We start from the raw sequence: 19,834 nt of genomic DNA on the forward strand, positions 1-19,834 counted from the left end.
CTCCCATTTTACCACGGGCTAGATGTTTTCACAAAAGATTCACAAGTGCCTGCAAAGCACGTGAACGATCGTGATACTCAATTACTTCATTAATTGACATTTCTGACAAAGTCAATCCATTTTCAGCTTCAACGATATTGTCTAAGCCATCAATGTAATCACCTCGTCGACTATTTTCTGCAATTCGAACGCCACCTTTGCCTTGTGCCGTTAACAAACGATTGTCTGGCGTTGCTAAGCCCATCACAGCCAATAAATAACCTGACCGATCTATTGATGGTTGACGTAATAAATCAAGAATATATTGTTGCTCTGCTTCAGTTCCTAAGATACCCTCAGCTTTGAACTCTCGCGCTGTCACAACACCAAAGCGATCCGGAAAAGCTGACAAATATAAGCCAGTATCATCTGATAAAACGTATTCATCAGGTAAATACTGATGGACAAATTGCGCCTTAACACGAGCATTTTCAATTTGAGAAGTCGTGGTTTCCGCTGGGAAAACTAATGTTTCGCCTAGAACATTTCGATAATTTTCTACTTGATGTCCCATCGCTTGCGCTAGAACGGCCACTTCTTCCGTTTTAGCAGTATTATTTGAAGCTAGAACAAATCGCATTAAATGCCTCCTTCTCTATGAATAGCGCTTAAGGTATAAAAAGAACCAGTTACCACAATTAATGCTTTTGAAGACTCACGGACCCTCATAGCCAGTGAAATTGCTGCCGAAGCATCGTTGGCAATCTCTACCTCAATATTTGGATAATCTGACAAAATATCGGCTGCCAGTTCATCTGCTGATAAAGCGCGTGTTTTATTATTAGGCGTAACCGTAATGACCCGTTGCACAAAAGGTACGATTTCATCCAACATTTCATGATAGTCTTTATCTTTTAACACACCCAAAATCAATGTTGGCTTGATTTTCAAATGCCAAGCATTCAGCGCCGATACCAGCCCTCTAATACCATCAACATTGTGAGCTGCGTCAAACAAAATGTTGGTATCTTCATGATAATTCATGCGACCTAAGATTCTGACATTCGCCAATCCTTGTTTTGTTTTTGCGCGGTCAAAGACCATCCCTTTTTCAATTAACGCTGCTTTTATTTGTAAAACAATACTAAAATTGTGAACCTGAAAGGCACCAGACATACTTAGAAAATAGCCGCTTTCACCATTAATACTTAAATCTAATCCAGCTGGTGTTGTATTTAAGATTATAATTTCATCACGCTTGTGCTCGAACCATCGGGCGCCAACAGCATCTGTTCGCGCTTTCAATACTTTCGTAGCGTCAATATCTTGACCAGCATAATTAATGACCCATGTCCCTGATTTAATCAGCGCTGATTTATTCTCGGCTATTTCTTTAATGTTGTGACCCAATAAATTTTGATGATCAATGCTAATTTTGGTGAAAACCGTCAACATTGGTGCCTCAATCGCATTTGTAGCGTCTCGCAAGCCACCTAAACCAGCTTCAAATATGACAATGTCAACGCCATTGTCCACAAAAGCCAATAGTGAAATAATCGTCAAATATTCAAAATACGATAAATAATCAATTGCATGTCCGTGGGCGGCAAATGTTGCAACAACCTGATCATAGTACGTCAGAAAATCATGTTTAGTAATCATTTCGCCATTAATACGAATCTGTTCACGATCATCCATGATGAAAGGACTAGAAAAATGGCCATAAGTATAGCCATTGGCTTTCAAAACAGCACCTAACATGGCACCTGTTGACCCTTTACCGTTCGTACCAGCAATCTGAATGATTTTGAGTTTAGTGTCAGGATGGTCTAACCAACTGAGAACCTCGCGTAAAATAGGCACACGTGTATCGTCAATCACGCGCCATGTTTTGTCAAAACTTTTAATCACCCTTTTATAACGGGCAAAAATTTTGGTTTCACGTTTTTCTAATTGTTTATCCACTTGACTTCTCCGAAAAATAACTTAAATATATCTTAACATATATCACGTCTGTGTTAAATTGATTTGAACGAATACACCATCAAAAAAGCACCGAATGTGGTGCTTCAACAAGGCATAACATGTTTCAAGATAGAGGTTGTTCATATTATGCCTATCTTTTAATGACTTTTTCTAAAGGTATGCCATCTAACACATTCTCAAATTCAACATCCAACAATCTAGCAAAAGTTGGTGCTTCATCAACCAAACGCGCATCATCAATCGTATTATGTTCAATATCTGGACCCGCTAATACTAGTGTTGTTTGATAATCAGGCTTATCAGGTCGAAAACCATGAACCGCTTTATAACGATCACTTGTGCCTAAATCAGCATCGTTTGTCGCTTCAACAACCGCTGAACGGTTCACCTCATCAGTAAAGAAATAACCATTTTGTGCTTCAACAATGAAAGCAGCATCCGGATTGATATGCCATTTTATCAAATCACTTGGCTGATAAATTGCTTCAACACCCTGGACTTGGTTAACAATTGACCGCACTTTACCTTGTAAACTATCATCTTTGATATAAACATATGTCGACCCGTCAGTGGTCTTAGCTAACACGCGCCAATCACCATCAATTAAGCCTTTTTCTGTAACAGCTAACCATCCTTGTTCAGCAAACAACTGATTAAGGTGAATCATATGATCAACGTCAATTTGGAAGTGATCACCAAGGACAACAAAATTTGTGTCTTCAAAATTACCAGCAACTTTTGTGGCTGCAATCAATTCGCCAAGATGCGCATCAAGGCGTTTTAAAGCTGCGTATGCTTCTGATGAACGCACGCCAAACTGATGCCGATGTGCGTCCATATCAACCAAATGAACGGCCAACAAATCTGGCTTTTTATTTTTTATCGTGTCAACCGCGGCAGCAGTAATAAAATTATCCAAATTGGGTTGCTTAATTCCGTTCCGTAACTTACCAAAACGTCGGTTCATATCAAACATAAAGTATGGCGTACTGGCATTAAATGAAACCAAAACTTGGTTCGTCCAAATGCGATTTGGGAAAATCTCAGCGATATTCCAAGTAATCGGTGCTTTTGCCGAAACCGGCCACAAAAATGCCGCCGTCTTCAGTCCTTTTTGGTGTGCTAAATCAAACAAAGTAGGTACTTGAATATCTTTAGCATACCAATACCAATCCGGTGAATCGCCACGTTCTGGCTGTATTTTAGTGTTATTAACAATCCCATGCTTTGCTGGATAAACACCTGTCATAATTGACGTATGCGATGGATAGGTCAAAGTTGGATAAATGCCTTCCACTTTTTTGACATGAGCCCCACGCTGTATTAATTGCGCCAAATTGGGCATCATATCGAGATGCTGAGCGACATCTTCTGCGCCCAATGCATCAAACGACACAATCACTAGTGGATGTGTTAAAACCATGAATAAAATCCTCTCTACTGGCGCTGATTGGACGTCATTTTTATCAACAATCTCTTTTAAATTAGCATTTTTTCATCATGCTAACCTTCTATTTAGTAACCTTTGTTCAAATCAACCACATTTTGGATGAAGGTTTGGTCTTTCATAAAACTAGGCACATTTTTTTCAAATAATCGGAATAAGCCACCTACCCGACCCGCGTTAATATTTTCTCCCCAACTTGTGTGTTGAGTTAGTAGAATTTGAGGTCGTTCAAACAGTGGATGATCATGAGGTAATGGCTCAGGTGTTGTCACATCTAACGCAGCATACTTAACACGTGAATCATCAATCGCTTCTAGCAAGGCAGATTGGTTCAAAGTAGTACCACGACCAATGTTTATAAACAAAAATAGTTGGTTAAATTGTGCAAAAAAATGATCATCAAAAAAATTTTCTGTATTTTTAGTCCCAGGTAACCCATCGACAACGACTTGTGCTTTAGCTAAACCAGCTTGATAGTCTGTAATTGGAAATGTCTCATCAAAACCAGCTACTGGTCGTCCGCTCGTATTGACACCATAGACTTTGCCACCAAATGCCTTGATATGATGCGCAATTTGTTGACCAATTCGGCCTGTACCAAACACTAAAACAGGCAATTCACTAATTAAGTATTGATCAGTAAATGGCTCCCAGTGTGTACGAGTAGCATAAACATTTAATCCTCGCGCAAAATATAGCAAATAACCCAATACTGTTTGAGCAATTGGTAATGCCTTCAAACCACTAGCATTGGTCACAGTGATACCACGTTTTGCCAACAAGGGCAATGGCAAATAATCCACACCAGCTGATTGTGCCTGAATCCATTTTAATTTAGTATTTGGTAAACTTAATATTTTGTTCCCGATGGTGTTATCCCAAGCATAGCTAATGACTACTTCTGATAGTTGATCATCAGTTACTGTGTCAGGTGTCACAACATCAATATCATACTGCGCAAGAAAATCTCTGTTTTCTTGCGTCAATGCTTTAACTGCGAGTAGTAATGTCATTTTGTCTCCAATTCTAGTTAACCCCATTATTATAACCTTATTATACATGATTTGTTTAGGCTGAACATGTCACCATTAAAAAATGAAGGGTTGCACAATTTGTTTCTAAGCGTTATAGTAGTTTTATCATATTTCTCTAAGAAAGAAGGATGGACAATGTCTGAACAACAGAAAGCAAAACCCGAAGATTTTGATTGGGATAACTTAGGATTTGAATATCATGATCTTCCCTATCGTTTCCGAGCTTATTATAAAGATGGTAAATGGAGTGAAGGTGGCCTTGAAACAGATGCCAACATTCCAGTTAATGAAGCTGCAACTGGCCTTCACTATGGCCAAAATATTTTTGAAGGATTAAAAGTATACCGTCGAAAAGATGGTGGTGCTAACTTGTTCCGCCCTGACCGCAACGCCAAGCGCCTGCAAAATTCCGCTGACCGTTTGATGATGGCGCCTGTACCAGAAGAACTCTTTTTACGCGCTTTAAAAGAAGTAACAAAGGCTAACCAAGACTTTATTCCGCCATACGGAACTGGTGCAACGCTTTATTTGCGTCCTTTTGAATTTGGTGGTGGCCCAGTGGTTGGTGTTCATCCAGCTGACAATTATGTTTTTGAAGTTTATGCAACACCTGTTGGCGCTTATTATAAGGGTGGCTTGACACCCACCGCTTACGTCACAAATCATTATGATCGTGCAGCACACGGTGGTACTGGCGCGGCCAAAGCTGGTGGTAACTATGGTGCTTCAATGTTGGCTGGTGATGAAGCACATAAAGCTGGTTACTCAGATGTCGTTTATCTTGATCCACGTCTTCATGAAAATATTGAAGAACTGGGATCAGCCAACTTCTTTGGTATTACAAAAGATGGTCGCTTCTTAACACCAAAATCACCTTCTATCCTGCCTTCAGTCACAAAGTATTCTTTGCTTGCTGTGGCCCAAGAACTTGGCTTGGAAGCTGAAGAAACAACAATATCGATCAATGATCTTGATCAGTTTGCTGAAGCTGGTGCAATGGGAACTGCTGCTGTCATTTCACCAGTTGGATCAATTACACACCAAGGCAACAAGCATGTCTTCTATTCTGAAACTGAAGTTGGCCCATGGACTCAAAAGCTATATGATCGTTTGACTGCGATCCAATATGGTGATCAAGAAGGTCCTGAAGGTTGGGCAGTTGATGTACCACTTGACTAATATTGAGAGAAAGCGCGGTTCGCGCTTTTTTATTTTGGCTATGTTCACAATTTGTTCACATTCAATCGCTATAATAGTATTAGAATACGAATAGTGAGGTATCTTATGTCCCCAGTTGAAGAAGCACTACGCCTTGGCGTTCATGTTGTTAATATTGCTACCTTAAGTCTCGATGGCACACACCCATCAAATCGATTTACTTACTATGCTTTACCTGAAACACTGACAAACTTTTTTTACATAACAACTTTCCGTCAATCTACAAAAGTAAAAGAAATTGAAAAGAACCCACATGTGTCATTCACAACTGCGCCAAGCGATGAAAAGAATGCTTGGGTTGGATCAAATGACGCCATTGCTGAAATGTTAGACACACCTATTCAAACAGTTTCTCACTTATTTGAAGATCAAATTGATGGCTGGCATAATACAGTCGGTGATTTAGATAGTAACGATTGGGTAGTCATTAAAATAACTTTTGCATCAGCGATGATTGTTTCACAAGATGGTGTCAGCTATTTTCCTGAAACAGAAGATGATTAAAAAATAAGCTTAACCAGATTGGTTAAGCTTATTTTTGTTTAATCGTAAATGAACGCTTTTTAGTTGATGGCTTTTTGGCCGTTGGTTTTCCATTTTTGGACTTTGACTTTGATTTTGTTTTTGGACGCTGTTTATTATCTTTGGATTCACGTTTTGGCTTAGCATTTGGTTTATGTGAGGTGTTTTCACGTGGCTCTCTGACTCGAGGATTAATATTTTCTAACACAAAATAAGGCGCACCAAAATTAACGTACTCATATAAATAGTCTTGTAAGGTTTGTATTTTATCTTGGTTCGCCACGGGCTTATCGTTGTGATAAAAACCTTTTAACCGTAATTGTTCAGCTGAAATATCACCCACTATATAATCGTATTGTGCCAACAATGGTGTATATCGAATGGCTAATTTGTCCACATCAAAAGCGTCTTTAAAATTATCAACTAGTTCTAGCGTTAGACGGTCTATTTCAATTTCATCTCCACGACGCGTCACACGATAAACTGATTTTCGCTCTGCTTGCTGTGCCATCGTTTTTTCTTTAAGTGTTTCGTGATCCATTAGTTATCCCTTATATTTGTCAGTATAGTAGTTTGCCATTAATTCACGTAAAATAATGTTTAATGTAATTTCACTTGGTGCGTCAGCAATAATTGGAAAAAAAGGAATCCATTTATAATGATCTAAAGTAGCAATTTGATAGGTTCGATCCATTATTAGGTTCTCACCATGATATAAAATTTGACCATCTTGCTGCCGATCAATGCCATCAAAACGCATGTAACCAAACACTTTCCCCCTAAAACCACTCCCTTTCATAGGAAAGTTGGCCAATTCAGATGTCTGTTTTTCAATGCTGATCATCAAGTTTTTAATTTGTGCCCCAGTTAGTGTAATCAGCATCGGGTTGATGGCGTGCGGCATACTTTCTAATAACTCATAACGACTGAGTTCACCCTTAGGCAGATCTTCCACAAACATGCCCGTTGACACAAGTGCAGCAGGCACTTGATAGAAACTTTTTAAAGCCCTCAAGGCATCATAGGCTTGCTCATCAGTACCAATTGTTCTTGGCAAAACTGCGACATGCTGTGATTCTAGCTCATGACGTCCTGCATTAAGCCACCCTTTAATTAAATTGAAGTCGTCAACAGACTCTGGCAACTCATAAACTGGTGTTGTCACAGCTGTTTGATTAACAAGATGATGGCCCTCCAGCGTTAGAGTAACATCGCCAATGTTTTCACCATAGCGTCCTGCACCGGCTAAAATCGTCTGATTAATCATTTTTCCGTGGGGTAACAAATGGTGTGTGTGCGCACCAAGTATGACATCAATGTCATACTTTCTAGCTAGTCGCTCATCTGTTGGCAACCCCAAATGAGACAATAAAATGACAACATCTGTTTTATCTCTCAGTATTGGTAGGAAATAATCTAGTGTGTCGTCGACATCATGTGGTCGCCACCCTAGCGGCGGGTATGTTAGTTCATAAGGTGCTGTTAGACCCAAAACACCAATCTTTGTGCCTAAACCCGTTGTTAGAATTTTATATTTCTGCGCCCACTTTGGTTGACTATCATTGGGTAATTCTTTAAGGTTTGCTAGTAAGACATCAAAATTTGCTTTATCATATAAATGATTAAGGGCCTCATGAGACAACACAAGCCCTTCGTTATTACCAATTGTTACCCCATCATAATGACAATTGTTCATCAATTCAATATTTGCCCAGCCCATACTTGCATCCGTGAGGGGATGTAACCGGTCAATCGCATCGCCAATATCAAAAGTAAACGCTTCACTATAAGACATCTGTTTCTCATGTAAGAATCGTGCTATGCGTGGCCAATTTTCAAGATGTGAATGGATATCATTTGTATGTAATATGTGAATTGTTTCCATAACACCTCTCCTAAACGCGCTGCAAATAGTCTTTCTTTTTTCCAGCAATAATGGTAATCACTTCATTTTCACTTAACGGCGCACCAAATGGCACACTATCACTGGGCAAATAATCAATATCAGGTGAATCTACGCCGACATTAATATTTTCCTTAGCGTGAACACTGTAATTGTGAATGTGCCCATGCAGATTAATTTGATTTTTTGTTAAACCTAACATCATCGGATAATGCGTCAAAAACACTTCATGATGATCAAATTTCAATCTGACACCAACCTCATGAAAGTCAAATTTTAGTTGACCATTCTGATTATGAAGTTGCTGTTTAGCCAAATATTTAAACAATGCACTGCTATCATGATTTCCCTTAATCAGCACGATATGACCGTTTAAACGCGATAAAATATCAAAAGTTTGTGCCATAATCAAGCTGGCTGGTTTAGTATATTTCATCGCAATATCACCAAGATGATAAACGGTGTCGTTAGGCTTCACTTTGGCATTCCAATTATTAATAATAGTTTCATTCATATCAGCCACTGTCAAAAATTGTGGGCGTGGTGAAAAAATTTGACTAGTTAGTAAACTATCATGATAAAAATGGGTATCTGCTGTATAAAAATTCATTGTTTACAAAAACTTCTCCACCAACTACTTACCAAAACGATAGACAAACTCTGAAAAGTCATCCAAGTTTGCTGGAAATGCATTTAATCCCCAAATGAGACGCTCTGGTTGACCAGGTACTTGGTAGCGAACGCCCCACTCATCGTTACGACTTGGATCATCATAGGATGGTCCACGATATTCAGTTAACCATGTTTTAATATAGGCCATGGCTTCTTGAGAAAAATGGTCCCACACATTGGTCATATCAACCCAATTTTCACGATAGCGCCAATTAAAGGGCTCCCCTTGAGCGTTATAGTGGGGATTATAGAAATCAAATTCAGGATCCAAAATATCTTTAGCTTCCTGAGATTTGTTGTCATTTTGCCAAAAAGCATGTCCCTCATGGCGCTTAATATAAACGTAATCAAACCCATTGACTAAATTTCCACGATAAAACACCAAAAAATCTAATCGTGTTTGTGCCATATTAAGCTCCAATCATTAAAAAGTCTTTTGACAAATCTGCTGTCAAATTTTCATATCCGTCTGCAGTCACAATAACATCATCCTCAATGCGAACACCACCCTTATCACCAAGGTAAATGCCAGGCTCAATTGTCAATAAATGACCGACTTGCATTTCATCACTAGAGCGCGGACTAATTGCAGGCCCTTCGTGAATATCAAGTCCTACACCGTGACCACCACCATGATTGTATTGCTGACCGTAACCGTGTTCAGTAATATAATCACGAGCGACTTTATCAATTTCGCTACCTGAAATGCCAGGCTTAACAATGGCAATGGCATTTTCATTAGCCTGCTTCACAATATCATAAATTTCTTTTAATTCATCGCTGACTTGGCCAACAGCAATAGTTCGTGTGACATCTGATGTATAACCATCAACATAATATCCAAAGTCAATCGTTACCAATTCACCATCAGCTATTACCTTATCTGTCGCTTCACCATGTGGCAAAGCTGACCGGTACCCTGAAGCAACAATTGTGTCAAATGAAGCTTTTTCAGCGCCATATTTTTTTTGTAAACGATCTAACTCATTGGCTACTTCGCGCTCTGTTTTACCTGGTTGAATAAATGGTATTAGATCCTGAAAAGCTTTGACAGAAGCTGTTGCTGCAAGTCTAAGCGCAGCTAATTCACTTTCGTCTTTTACTTCTCGTAAAGTTTCAATAGCACTTGGTAGTGCATCAAATTCAATATTTGCAGGTAATAGTTCATCTAAATAATCATATATGTTATATGGCAAGTCTGCTTCAAAAGCCAAGTGTTTGATGCCAAATTCTTGGGCAGTTGCAACTGCATCTTCATAGTATGCTCTGGTTATTTTTAAATCAACCCCTTCAGGCAAACGGTTCTTATAGTCTTCTTCATATCGTGCATCTGTAATTAATCGTGCTTGATTTAGGCTAACAATGACAACACCATCACCTGTTCCACCCTCAAAACCAGTTAAATATTTTGTGTTAAAACCTTGATATACAATCATACCGTCTAAATCCAATTTAGTCAGCAGTGCTTGTAGCTTTTTGAGCCGTGCTTCGTAATATTTTGTCATATTAATCTCTTTTCTCGTTCTGATTTCATTATAGCAAAAAAGACTGACCCAAGTCAGTCTTTAGACTAGTTACTTACTTTGCAGCAGCAACGATTTCATTGTATTGTTCACGTGTGTAAACAGATACTTGACGCTTTTCGCGACCTTTACGTTCAAACTTAACAACACCATCTGTCAAAGCAAATAATGTGTCATCGCCACCCTTTTTAACGTTTACGCCTGGATAAATATGCGTACCACGTTGGCGGTAAATGATTGAACCAGCAGTCAAATCTTGTCCGTCAGCAACTTTAGTGCCTAAACGACGACCAGCTGAGTCACGACCGTTGGCTGAGGATCCGCCACCTTTGTGGTGAGCGAACATTTGCAAGTTTTCTTGATTCATCAACATAAGTCTATTTCTCCTTTACAAGTAGTAATGATTACGCGATTGAATCAATCTTCACGCGTGTATATGGTTGGCGGTGGCCTTGCTTAGTATGTGAATGCTTCTTGGCACGGTACTTGAAAGTAACAACTTTCTTTTGCTTGCCTTGCTTTTCAACTGTGCCTTCGACCTTTGCACCATCAACAAATGGTGTACCAATCTTTGAATCAGTCAGAACAACTTGGTCAAAAGTTACCTTTTCACCTTCAGCTGCATCCAACTTTTCAACGAAAATTGTGTCACCTTCAGCGACTTTATATTGTTTGCCGCCAGTTACAATAATTGCATATGCCATTATTGAATTCTCCTTATACTTAGACTCACCATCACAGGCGGTCGGGCCCTAGTCCCAAACATGCTTTAACCTGATCTGAGTGGTTGTAGCTTTGCTAACAACCTTTATATTTTACCAGTTGAAAATACATTAGTCAAATCTAATGCGCTATTTTGCAACTTTGGGCGTGAAATCATATAAACCTAATCCCGTTTCCTTGATAACGGTTGGATTGCCACGCCATAAAACTGCGAATTCTTGAAGCAAATCGTCTTGCGTCATATTCATATCGTCGCTTAACCACCGTGCAATCATTGCCCAGAAACCGGCGTTAATTGTCTCCCATTGATACTGTAATCGTCGGTTAACATCCTGAGTTGAATCACTCACTTTAGTTTGCATTTGTGTCCGGAGACGATCAAATAGCGCATGTCGGAAAGAAGGATCAGCATGATGATTCAGCACAGCATTATAAAATGCCGCTTGGCGACTGACGCTAGCAATCATTTCAGCAACAAGGAACGTGTCTTTTGTATGTAACAATAAATCATTCAATATGACATCGTTGACTTCAGAGATCAAGTGCTCTTTATTTTCATAATACTTATAAAAGGTTCCCCGTGTGATATTGGCACGCGATAGTAATGTTGTGATTGAAAATCCTGGCTGTGTTGTCAATAATGCAATGGTGGCTGATTGAATAATTTGCCGAGTACGCACAATTCGAGCGTCAATTTTCTTGGGCACAGTTTTAATCCTCCTTTGTAGCATTTAATTTTATTATACCATCTCTAAACTGACACTAACCAAAAGTAACACACCTATGATAATGATTTAAAACTATGTACGGTGGCTCCCGTTTTTGGGGTAAACGTCTTTCAAACTCAGAATTATGAAAAGGAATAGTTGAATTAGAATGTTTTGTGTTGCGGAGTCACCTTAAGTGATATCATATCATGCCAGTCACATTAATCTATGTGCATACATCACAAATTTCATACATAATTTAGTTCACATTGTCCATTTTCTAAGTTTTAATTTATAGTCAACTCAATGGTCAAGTATCTGGTGTCAGCTAATTAATATGAATTGTGTTAGAATATCTCCATATAGCGCGTATGGGGAGAATCATGTCAGCATTCACATTATTATTTGTCTACACCTTAATCCTAATTGTGATTTTGGTTATTGGCATCGTTATTCATAATAGTCACATGATTATCGCAGGTATAATTGGCGTTTGTGTGCAAGTTGCAATGCTAATCTACTTGTGCTATTTTATTGTGCCCTACATGTAGCTAAAAAAGTGCTATGAACCTCACAAATCTAGGTCACAACACTTTTATTATATTTCAACTATTCTTCATGTTTGGCGCCAATTTGATAAATGGCCTGTTCGATATTCAAATCACTTTTCATTTGTGCTACAATATCTGCTCGTTGCGCTGAACTTTTGTTGATTGCGTTAACTGACATTAAAATAATGGTATCAAACTTGTCGTGAAAACGTGACGCCACACTGCCGTCAATGTTATATTTACCTGTTTGAGCTGCTTTCACAATTGTAACGATACCATTTTTACCATACAATGCATCACGCAATGTTTGGGCATCAGCCTCGCTTAAATTACCACTGTTACTTTTTATAATTTTGTCAGCATCTTTTTCAATAGCCGACATCGTTGCCTGCTTTTTATAATTAAATTTGTTCAGATCACTAATTAACGCCTTTATGTCAGAACGTGACGTTTTCAAATGCTGATAGTCATCTTTTGGCATTGATACGCCGGCATATTTTGGTTGTTGACTGAATGTTATAAATGCAATAAGTAGTGCAACAATAATTGCTGCTAATGCAATAAATGCTTTTCTCATAAATAATCTCCACGTTTATCTTATTCTAGTATAAATCAAATAACGAATTAAAAAAACTCTTTCATGAATCGTTCTAAAATGGTATCATAGTAAAGTACGCGTTGGTAGCTCAGCTGGATAGAGCAGCCGGTTTCTACCCGGCAGGTCGAGGGTTCGACTCCCCCTCAACGCATTTTGACCATTTTCTCACAACTGTAGAGAGAATGGTTTTTATTTTAAAAAACGTGACATGTCAGTATCTAAGTCAAGCTTTTTATGTTACAAATTGGCAATACAAAAACCGACTAGAAATCAATCTTGCCGGCACTTTTACTATGAAATATATCAATTGTTAGCGTTGTAATCAAATAAAAAAGCCTCAATAAGTTTAGATTGATTTTGTGTGTGAAAGCTTATTTTTGCAATCATTTAACCGACTGAGGTTTCGACACAATCTGTGTACATACTTATCATACGATAAGCTGATTATTTTGGCAACAAAAAATTGTGCGCTATTAGTAGATATTTCAGTCTGGTTAATTCCAATTAAAATTACCAGTAATACAAAAGCTAAAAATTTTTTCGCGTTTGTACTAAAATGCAAACACAAAATTGTAGTTCATATAAGCAAGTTTAAAATAAAAATAAACAGGCGCTAAACCGTAGAGAAACATTTTTTATTCTTCGTAACCACCCCCTTTACAGGTATGATGGCGATTCAATTTTGCGTTCAGATAGCCTTTTGATTACTTAGTTCGGGAACCAAACGCAAAATATTGACATTTGGTATAATATTAGATGAAGAACAGTCATTTCAAGGGAGAATTGTATGAGAGGAAAACACGCACCCAGATCGACCCGTTGGCCGATCATCATATTAGTCATTATTGCAGTCATTCTAGCCACAATTATATATGGCGCTAGTTCACGCAATAGAACAACCAAAAATCAAACAACTGTTAGCAAAAAAACTAGCCATTCTTCGATTAGTTCATCATCATCTGTTAAATCATCCAGTACCAGCAGCTTAAGTCAATCTTCGAGCAGCAGTGATGTGAAATTAAAAAGCGCTTGGAATACTACTAAAAATAAGCAATTAAGTGCTTTCATGAGCCAATGGCAAACAGAAATGAACCAAACCTATTCAGGCACCTATGATGGCCAAAAGCCTGATTATTATGGCATTTCATTTCCAACTGCATTAGAAAACGGTAGACTCAGTGGTCACATCAAGTTTGACAATCAAAACACAACAGTTGAGTGGTCACCAAATGCTAATAGCAGCGCTAAAAATCAAGTGCTCGCTGTTGCGGTCGGCCAAACATCATCAAATGGCTACAACAGAATCCTTTACTTGTTTATAGCGCAAGAAAAGCAACCAAAAGTGTATGTTTCACAAACAACAAACGGTGAGAATCTATATTTTACAGAAACGCAAAATACAGCATTGAAAGATGGCTTCAGTCAAATATACAACAGCAATTGAGGTTAACAACACAAACGCGTCTTGGTCTGTCAGTATTGGTAGAGTTGGTGATTAAAGATAGCAATCAAATATCTTTACAAGATATAATTTAATAAAACATATTCACCTGTTAGTTAGAAGTTAATAATAAAAAAGTCAGCGACATTGCTGACCTTTTTTATTATCCAAACTTGTTCAAATGGATTAACTACACCCTGTCTCAATCTATCTCAGTGAATCGTTCCTAACCAAATTGGTAACCATAGTGAGATATCCTCTTTGAAATTTGGTTTCACCAACTCCGTAAAAAATTGCAAACCTTGTGGTGATAATTTTTGTTGCAAAGCAAGCGGTCGAAAATCGCCAATTAAATTTCTAATGACCAAATCTTCTCGTTCATGATTATCCTTCAATTGGTGAATTGCGTTATTAACAAAAAATTGCTCCTCATCATTCAATGACAGATTTTGTAACAGCTCGACAAAATGATTATTATCTTTTTTCAATTTAATACTCCTTTAATTCACCATCTTACAGTATTAATCATAATTTTTCAAATTTAAAAACATCAATTTACTTCTTACAACATAAAAATATTGACAGCTATCATTAATCCAATTTCAAAATATCGCCCACTTCTTGAACTTTTTAGTACTTTTGTAATTAACAGCTATCTTTTTGTCTTATTATTTTTTTAGCATACCATAATCAATAGTTTGGAATACATTCCAAAACTTAAAAATTTTATCAGACTGAGACACTTGACACACCTGAAATAAGCAAAAAAAAACAGCTTCTCTGCTGTCTTACTTGCTATATATAAATCTACTAACTAAGGAGCTAGCGGGATTTGAACCCGCACACCGCCAAGAGCGGCTCGACGGATTTCGAGTCCGTTGCAGTACCAGATTGTGCCATAGCTCCATCATGAAGCAGTTAGAATATATACCTACACTACTTCAAGCGTATAAAAATTACTTTGATGCTTTGCGGCGCTTTGCAGCCTTTTCACGCTCAGCTGTGTTCAAAATAGCTTTACGAATACGAACATTTTCAGGTGTCACTTCAACATATTCATCATCGTTCAAGAATTCAAGTGACGCTTCCAAATTCATTGTACGAGGTGTCTTGATTGAAGCAGTTTGATCCTTGTTTGAAGAACGAACGTTTGATTGTGGCTTCAATTTTGTGACATTGACTGAAATATCATTGTCACGTGCATTCATACCGACAACCATACCTTCGTATACTTCAACACCGGCACCAACGAACATTTGACCACGGTCTTCAACACCCATAATAGCGTAGTTAGAAGTTGCCCCTTGGTTAATTGAAACTAAGGCACCATTACGACGTCCTGGCTCCCAGTTACGTACAACTGGACGATATTCAGCATACGTATGGTTAAAGATACCATAACCTCTTGTAGCTGACATGAATTCTGTTGAATAACCAATCAAACCACGTGAAGGTGCCATATAAGTCAAACGTGTTTGACCATTTCCGACAGACTCCATATTAACCATCTCACCCTTACGTTGGTTCAATGAATCAATAACAGTTGATGAATATTCATCAGGTGTATCAATTTGCACGGATTCATAAGGCTCTGACTGAACCCCGTCGATATCACGGTAAATAACTTGTGGACGCGATGCTTGCAATTCAAAACCTTCACGACGCATTGTTTCAATCAAGATGGCCAAGTGTAATTCACCACGGCCAGATACTAACCAAGCACCAGCTTGATCAGTATCTTCAACACGCAAAGAAACATCAGTATGCAATTCGCGGCGCAAACGATCTTCAATTTGACGTGCGGTAACAAACTTACCTTCTTTACCAGCAAATGGGCTATCATTTTGACGGAAAGTCATTTGCAAAGTTGGTTCGTCAATACGAAGGATTGGCAATGGATCTGGGTGAGCAGGATCAGCAACTGTTTCCCCAACAGAAATGTCTTCCATACCTGACACAGCAATCAAATCACCGGCTTTGGCTTCTTCAATGTCAACTTGATCCAAGCCAATGAAACCAGACAATTTCGTTACACGGAAACTTTGTGTTGAGCCATCTAACTTCAAAACTTCAACGTTATCACCGATTTTGATTGTGCCGCGCTTAACACGACCAATTCCAATACGACCAACGAAGTCGTTATAATCCAACATTGCCACTTGGAATTGAAGTGGTTCATCAGAATTATCGACTGGCGCAGGAATTGTTGCAAAAACAGCATCAAAGATTGGCTTCATTGTGTGTTCTTGATCTTCAACAACTGGTGATAATGATGATGTACCATTCATAGCTGAAGCAAAGATAACTGGGAAATCCAAATCCTCTTCGTCAGCACCCAATTCAATGAACAAATCCAAAACTTCATCAACAACTTCTTCAGGGCGAGCACCAGGGCGGTCAACTTTATTGACAATCACGATAGGTGTCAAGTGTTGTTCGAAAGCTTTTTTCAAAACGAAACGAGTTTGTGGCATTGTGCCTTCAAAGGCATCAACAACCAACAAAACACCGTCAACCATACCCATGATACGTTCAACTTCACCACCAAAATCCGCGTGACCTGGTGTATCCAAAATGTTAATTTGCTTGTCACCAACCTTAACGGCTGTGTTCTTTGACAAGATAGTGATACCACGCTCTTTTTCGATATCGTTGGTATCCATGGCGCGATCACCCAATTCCTTGCGTGAGTCCAAAGTGTCTGATTGTTTCAAAAGCTCGTTAACCAGCGTCGTCTTTCCGTGATCGACGTGGGCAATGATAGCGATGTTACGAATGTCTTCGCGATTTGCCAATTTTCCAGTGCTCCTTTAATTTAAATGCTACTCACATACAAAAGCTAGGGAATCCGTATTCCCTAGCTTTTATGCAACTCGACAATGTCGCGATGCGCTCGTTTCGTAGCAACTAATACTATGTTTGATGATAACATATCCAGTACTTGCCCGTCAATATCTGAAACAATTAAACCTAAAGTTTTCGCTAAAACTTGGCCCGCAGCAAAATCCCAAGGCATCATTTTTGAGGAATAACCAACTGCTTGCCCTGTAATAACCCGTATAAATGAGGGGCCGGCTGCGCCAATAACTCGGTATCCTAGAGCAGCTTTAGCAATTTGATCATAGCCAAACATACCATACAGCAAGCGGGCACCGCTAAGCAAAACCACGCCTTCCGCCAAGCTGTCGTCTTCCGGTTGTTGAATGCGCAGCTGATTCGCAAACACGCCGATTTTTGGCCCACCATGATATACAACATTGTCAACCACATCCAGAATCCAACCGAGGACTGGCTGATTATCTACATACAATGCTATCATGATAGCAAAATCAGTATGCTCTTTGACAAAGTTCATTGTGCCATCAATGGGATCAACAAACCAAACGTGCCCATTCATATCTGTTGGCTTATCACCAAATCCCTCTTCACTCACAATTTGTGCATTAGTATCAAAAGATCTAATAAGCGCATTGATTTTTTGTTCATTGGCCTTATCCACATTGGTAACCAAATCACGCTCGTCACGTTTTGTACCAACTTGTAAATGTTGCCTCATTGCACTGATTGTGTCCTTTTGTAGCTCATCAAGCCACAGAAGTACCGTTTGATCAATATTTTGAACTTCAAACTGACTCATCGTCATAGCCGCACCCGCTTTTCTGTGCTCGTCTGCAATAACTTAGTTACTTGATAAATACTATGTCCCGTTTGTCGCTCAAAGTCCTTGTCAAAACGCTTTTGTTCGCTTTTAGAAGGCATAACAGCGCGATAATCATTATAGCGTTGCACCAATTCATCCCTTGAAACACCGCTTTCATAAGCCTTTAAAATAGCGTCAACAAAATTTGAAACAATCACAATATCTTCAGTTGTCCAATTACCGTCAATTGGTAAAGTATAATTTTCACTCATAATCTTATTTTAACATGTTCAAACGTTTGATATACTAGAATATGAGGTAAAAAACATGACAATCAGATTTACAATGGATAAAATAACGCGGGACGGCGATCCTGTCTTGCGCCAAACAGCTAAAGATATTGCATTTCCGCTCAGCGATGAGACCGCTCAGCTGGCTAGGGATATGATGACCTATTTGGTTGTTTCTCAAGATGAAACCGAAAATGAAAAATATGGTCTTCGTCCCGGCGTCGGTTTAGCTGCGCCACAAGTTGGTTATTCTTTAAGAATGGCGTCAATTTTGGTACCATCACTCGATCCACACGAGCACCCAGATGAACCCTATTTTAAAGGTACAATATTCAATCCTGTGATTATTTCTGAGTCAGTCAAACGTGCCGCACTGGACGTTGGTGAAGGCTGCTTATCTGTCGATGAAGACGTGCCTGGATTTGTCCCGCGCGCCGACCGAATCACTGTTCGTTATCAAGATGAGACCGGCAAGACACAAACAATTAAACTGCGTGACTACCCTGCCATTGTTTTCCAACATGAAATTGATCATTTGCATGGTCATCTTTATTATGATCATATTGACATCAAAGCCCCATGGCAAATTGATGATGATACTAAATATATTGAATAATCATCAAATAAAATGAACTTCTTGAGTTATAAAAGCAACTCAAGAAGTTCATTTTATTATATATTCTACAATTTATCGAAGAAACCTTTGCGCTTTGTGCCCGTTGTTGCCTCTTGGAAGGCTTCTAACGCCTTCTTTTGCTCTTTATTGAGCTTCGTTGGCACATCAACAGTAACAATCACGAATTGATCACCATTTCCATTGCCGCGCAAACGAGGCGCTCCCTTCCCACTCAAGCGGAAACGTTTACCGGTCTGTGTACCAGCGGGAATACGTAACTTAACTTCTCCGTGCACAGTTTTCACTTGGATATCATCACCCAATGCAGCCGTCACGAAACTAATTTTTTGTTCAAGATAGACATCAGCACCATCACGTTCAAATCCGTCACGCGAAGCAGATACTTGGAAGACAACGAACAAATCACCATGTGGTCCACCGTTAAAGCCTTCTTCACCTTGACCAGCCAAACGCATTTGTTGTCCAGTTTCAACACCAGCAGGCACGGTCACTTTAATTTCATGTTGAGAACCATCGCCACGTTTGAACTTAATCGTCGTTTCCTTACCAAAGATAGCTTCCTCAAATGTCAAACGCATACGGTACTGTAAATCTTGTCCTTTTCTTGGCCGATTAGGATCGTAACCGCCACCAAACATTTGGCTAAAAATATCTCCCAGGTCAGAAAAGTCACCAAAACCACCCTGTTGCTGGTAACCACCAAAGCCACCTTGTCCACCAAAACCGCCTTGCGCGCCAGCTGGTCCAAATTGATCATATTGTGCCCGCTTTTGTTCGTCACCCAAGGTTTCAAAAGCTTCTTGGACTTGTTTATACTTATCTTCAGCTCCTGGTTCATGGTTCAAATCAGGATGATATTTTTTTGATAACTTTCGATATGCTTTTTTTATTTCATCTTGACTAGCGTTCTTATCTACGCCGAGACGGTCATAATATTCTGTGTTATTCACGTGCCCGCTCCTT

Annotated in this window: 23 protein-coding genes, 2 tRNA genes and 1 other annotated feature; of the genes, 6 read left to right on the plus strand and 19 right to left on the minus strand. The window is 39.0% G+C overall.

The annotated features are described in order from the left end of the window. Positions 1 to 28 precede the first annotated feature (28 nt). From ACI3ES_RS06560 to ACI3ES_RS06575, 4 genes are all read right to left on the minus strand, one after another. The gene (locus ACI3ES_RS06560) at positions 29 to 619 is read right to left on the minus strand and encodes a non-canonical purine NTP pyrophosphatase (protein ID WP_114666752.1); all 591 of its coding nucleotides are present in this window, start codon (positions 617 to 619) and stop codon (positions 29 to 31) included. Further along, positions 619 to 1,944 carry a folylpolyglutamate synthase/dihydrofolate synthase family protein gene (locus ACI3ES_RS06565; protein WP_114666753.1) on the minus strand — a complete coding sequence of 442 codons (1,326 nt, stop codon included), beginning with the start codon at positions 1,942 to 1,944 and terminating at the stop codon, positions 619 to 621. Before ACI3ES_RS06565 ends, ACI3ES_RS06560 begins: the two co-directional genes overlap by 1 nt. 151 nt (positions 1,945 to 2,095) lie before the next feature. Continuing rightward, positions 2,096 to 3,388: an alkaline phosphatase family protein gene (locus ACI3ES_RS06570; protein WP_114666754.1), complete on the minus strand. Its 1,293-nt coding sequence runs from the start codon at positions 3,386 to 3,388 to the stop codon at positions 2,096 to 2,098. A 92-nt stretch (positions 3,389 to 3,480) separates the two neighbouring features. Beyond that, positions 3,481 to 4,425, minus strand: coding sequence for an NAD(P)-dependent oxidoreductase (locus tag ACI3ES_RS06575; protein WP_114666755.1), 945 nt, complete (start codon positions 4,423 to 4,425; stop codon positions 3,481 to 3,483). Positions 4,426 to 4,581: 156 nt separating this feature from the next. Here ACI3ES_RS06575 and ACI3ES_RS06580 point away from each other — a divergent pair, with 156 nt between their 5' ends. Continuing rightward, positions 4,582 to 5,625 (plus strand): branched-chain amino acid aminotransferase, encoded by a 1,044-nt coding sequence (locus ACI3ES_RS06580; RefSeq protein ID WP_004911548.1) that lies wholly within the window; start codon positions 4,582 to 4,584, stop codon positions 5,623 to 5,625. Between the two features lie 105 nt (positions 5,626 to 5,730). Next, positions 5,731 to 6,168, plus strand: a complete 438-nt coding sequence (locus ACI3ES_RS06585; protein ID WP_114666756.1) for a pyridoxamine 5'-phosphate oxidase family protein — start codon at positions 5,731 to 5,733, stop codon at positions 6,166 to 6,168. A gap of 28 nt (positions 6,169 to 6,196) precedes the next feature. Here the strand turns inward: ACI3ES_RS06585 and ACI3ES_RS06590 are convergent, their stop codons facing one another. The 8 genes from ACI3ES_RS06590 to ACI3ES_RS06625 form a co-directional block, all read right to left on the minus strand. Next, positions 6,197 to 6,727, minus strand: a complete 531-nt coding sequence (locus tag ACI3ES_RS06590; RefSeq protein ID WP_114666757.1) for a YutD family protein — start codon at positions 6,725 to 6,727, stop codon at positions 6,197 to 6,199. Positions 6,728 to 6,730: 3 nt separating this feature from the next. Next, complete coding sequence (locus ACI3ES_RS06595; RefSeq protein ID WP_114666758.1) at positions 6,731 to 8,071, minus strand: bifunctional UDP-sugar hydrolase/5'-nucleotidase; 1,341 nt, start codon at positions 8,069 to 8,071, stop codon at positions 6,731 to 6,733. Positions 8,072 to 8,081: 10 nt separating this feature from the next. Continuing rightward, positions 8,082 to 8,699: a metallophosphoesterase family protein gene (locus ACI3ES_RS06600; protein ID WP_080519234.1), complete on the minus strand. Its 618-nt coding sequence runs from the start codon at positions 8,697 to 8,699 to the stop codon at positions 8,082 to 8,084. Between the two features lie 24 nt (positions 8,700 to 8,723). Beyond that, positions 8,724 to 9,170, minus strand: a complete 447-nt coding sequence (locus ACI3ES_RS06605; RefSeq protein ID WP_004911539.1) for a hypothetical protein — start codon at positions 9,168 to 9,170, stop codon at positions 8,724 to 8,726. A gap of 1 nt (position 9,171) precedes the next feature. Then, positions 9,172 to 10,266, minus strand: a complete 1,095-nt coding sequence (locus tag ACI3ES_RS06610) for an aminopeptidase P family protein (protein WP_407631953.1) — start codon at positions 10,264 to 10,266, stop codon at positions 9,172 to 9,174. A 73-nt stretch (positions 10,267 to 10,339) separates the two neighbouring features. Continuing rightward, positions 10,340 to 10,657 (minus strand): 50S ribosomal protein L27, encoded by a 318-nt coding sequence (gene rpmA, locus ACI3ES_RS06615; protein ID WP_002814840.1) that lies wholly within the window; start codon positions 10,655 to 10,657, stop codon positions 10,340 to 10,342. 31 nt (positions 10,658 to 10,688) lie between these two features. After that, positions 10,689 to 10,988, minus strand: a complete 300-nt coding sequence (gene rplU, locus ACI3ES_RS06620; RefSeq protein WP_004911533.1) for a 50S ribosomal protein L21 — start codon at positions 10,986 to 10,988, stop codon at positions 10,689 to 10,691. 11 nt (positions 10,989 to 10,999) lie between these two features. Then, positions 11,000 to 11,083, minus strand: a sequence feature (ribosomal protein L21 leader region). A 52-nt stretch (positions 11,084 to 11,135) separates the two neighbouring features. Continuing rightward, the gene (locus tag ACI3ES_RS06625) at positions 11,136 to 11,714 is read right to left on the minus strand and encodes a TetR/AcrR family transcriptional regulator (RefSeq protein ID WP_004911530.1); all 579 of its coding nucleotides are present in this window, start codon (positions 11,712 to 11,714) and stop codon (positions 11,136 to 11,138) included. A gap of 383 nt (positions 11,715 to 12,097) precedes the next feature. On the opposite strand from ACI3ES_RS06625, the gene ACI3ES_RS06630 reads away from it, so the two are divergent. Further along, positions 12,098 to 12,265 (plus strand): hypothetical protein, encoded by a 168-nt coding sequence (locus ACI3ES_RS06630; protein ID WP_181809831.1) that lies wholly within the window; start codon positions 12,098 to 12,100, stop codon positions 12,263 to 12,265. A 58-nt stretch (positions 12,266 to 12,323) separates the two neighbouring features. Here ACI3ES_RS06630 and ACI3ES_RS06635 read toward each other — a convergent pair whose 3' ends face one another. Further along, positions 12,324 to 12,842, minus strand: coding sequence for a hypothetical protein (locus tag ACI3ES_RS06635; protein ID WP_004910802.1), 519 nt, complete (start codon positions 12,840 to 12,842; stop codon positions 12,324 to 12,326). A gap of 98 nt (positions 12,843 to 12,940) precedes the next feature. Here ACI3ES_RS06635 and ACI3ES_RS06640 point away from each other — a divergent pair. Continuing rightward, a tRNA-Arg gene (locus ACI3ES_RS06640) sits at positions 12,941 to 13,014 on the plus strand. Between the two features lie 636 nt (positions 13,015 to 13,650). Continuing rightward, a complete protein-coding gene (locus ACI3ES_RS06645; RefSeq protein ID WP_114666759.1) occupies positions 13,651 to 14,307 on the plus strand; it encodes a DUF4767 domain-containing protein in 657 nt (218 codons plus the stop codon). 209 nt (positions 14,308 to 14,516) lie between these two features. On the opposite strand, the gene ACI3ES_RS06650 is transcribed toward ACI3ES_RS06645, so the two are convergent. The 5 genes from ACI3ES_RS06650 to ACI3ES_RS06670 form a co-directional block, all read right to left on the minus strand. Then, positions 14,517 to 14,792 carry a hypothetical protein gene (locus ACI3ES_RS06650; protein ID WP_004913014.1) on the minus strand — a complete coding sequence of 92 codons (276 nt, stop codon included), beginning with the start codon at positions 14,790 to 14,792 and terminating at the stop codon, positions 14,517 to 14,519. A 329-nt stretch (positions 14,793 to 15,121) separates the two neighbouring features. Continuing rightward, positions 15,122 to 15,210: transfer RNA gene (locus ACI3ES_RS06655), tRNA-Ser, on the minus strand. Between the two features lie 50 nt (positions 15,211 to 15,260). After that, a complete protein-coding gene (gene typA, locus ACI3ES_RS06660) occupies positions 15,261 to 17,099 on the minus strand; it encodes a translational GTPase TypA (protein WP_004913990.1) in 1,839 nt (612 codons plus the stop codon). A gap of 62 nt (positions 17,100 to 17,161) precedes the next feature. Next, positions 17,162 to 17,947: an inositol monophosphatase family protein gene (locus ACI3ES_RS06665; protein WP_004913991.1), complete on the minus strand. Its 786-nt coding sequence runs from the start codon at positions 17,945 to 17,947 to the stop codon at positions 17,162 to 17,164. Further along, positions 17,944 to 18,216, minus strand: coding sequence for a UPF0223 family protein (locus tag ACI3ES_RS06670; RefSeq protein ID WP_114666760.1), 273 nt, complete (start codon positions 18,214 to 18,216; stop codon positions 17,944 to 17,946). Before ACI3ES_RS06670 ends, ACI3ES_RS06665 begins: the two co-directional genes overlap by 4 nt. 55 nt (positions 18,217 to 18,271) lie before the next feature. On the opposite strand from ACI3ES_RS06670, the gene def reads away from it, so the two are divergent. Beyond that, entirely contained in the window at positions 18,272 to 18,850 is a 579-nt protein-coding gene (gene def / locus ACI3ES_RS06675; protein ID WP_114666761.1) for a peptide deformylase, read from the plus strand. A gap of 65 nt (positions 18,851 to 18,915) precedes the next feature. Here the strand turns inward: def and ACI3ES_RS06680 are convergent, their stop codons facing one another. Next, positions 18,916 to 19,821 (minus strand): DnaJ C-terminal domain-containing protein, encoded by a 906-nt coding sequence (locus ACI3ES_RS06680; protein ID WP_114666762.1) that lies wholly within the window; start codon positions 19,819 to 19,821, stop codon positions 18,916 to 18,918. Between the last annotated feature and the right edge of the window lie 13 nt (positions 19,822 to 19,834).

Origin of the sequence: Leuconostoc falkenbergense, from assembly GCF_045801155.1 — a bacterium.
Lineage (GTDB): Bacteria > Bacillota > Bacilli > Lactobacillales > Lactobacillaceae > Leuconostoc > Leuconostoc falkenbergense.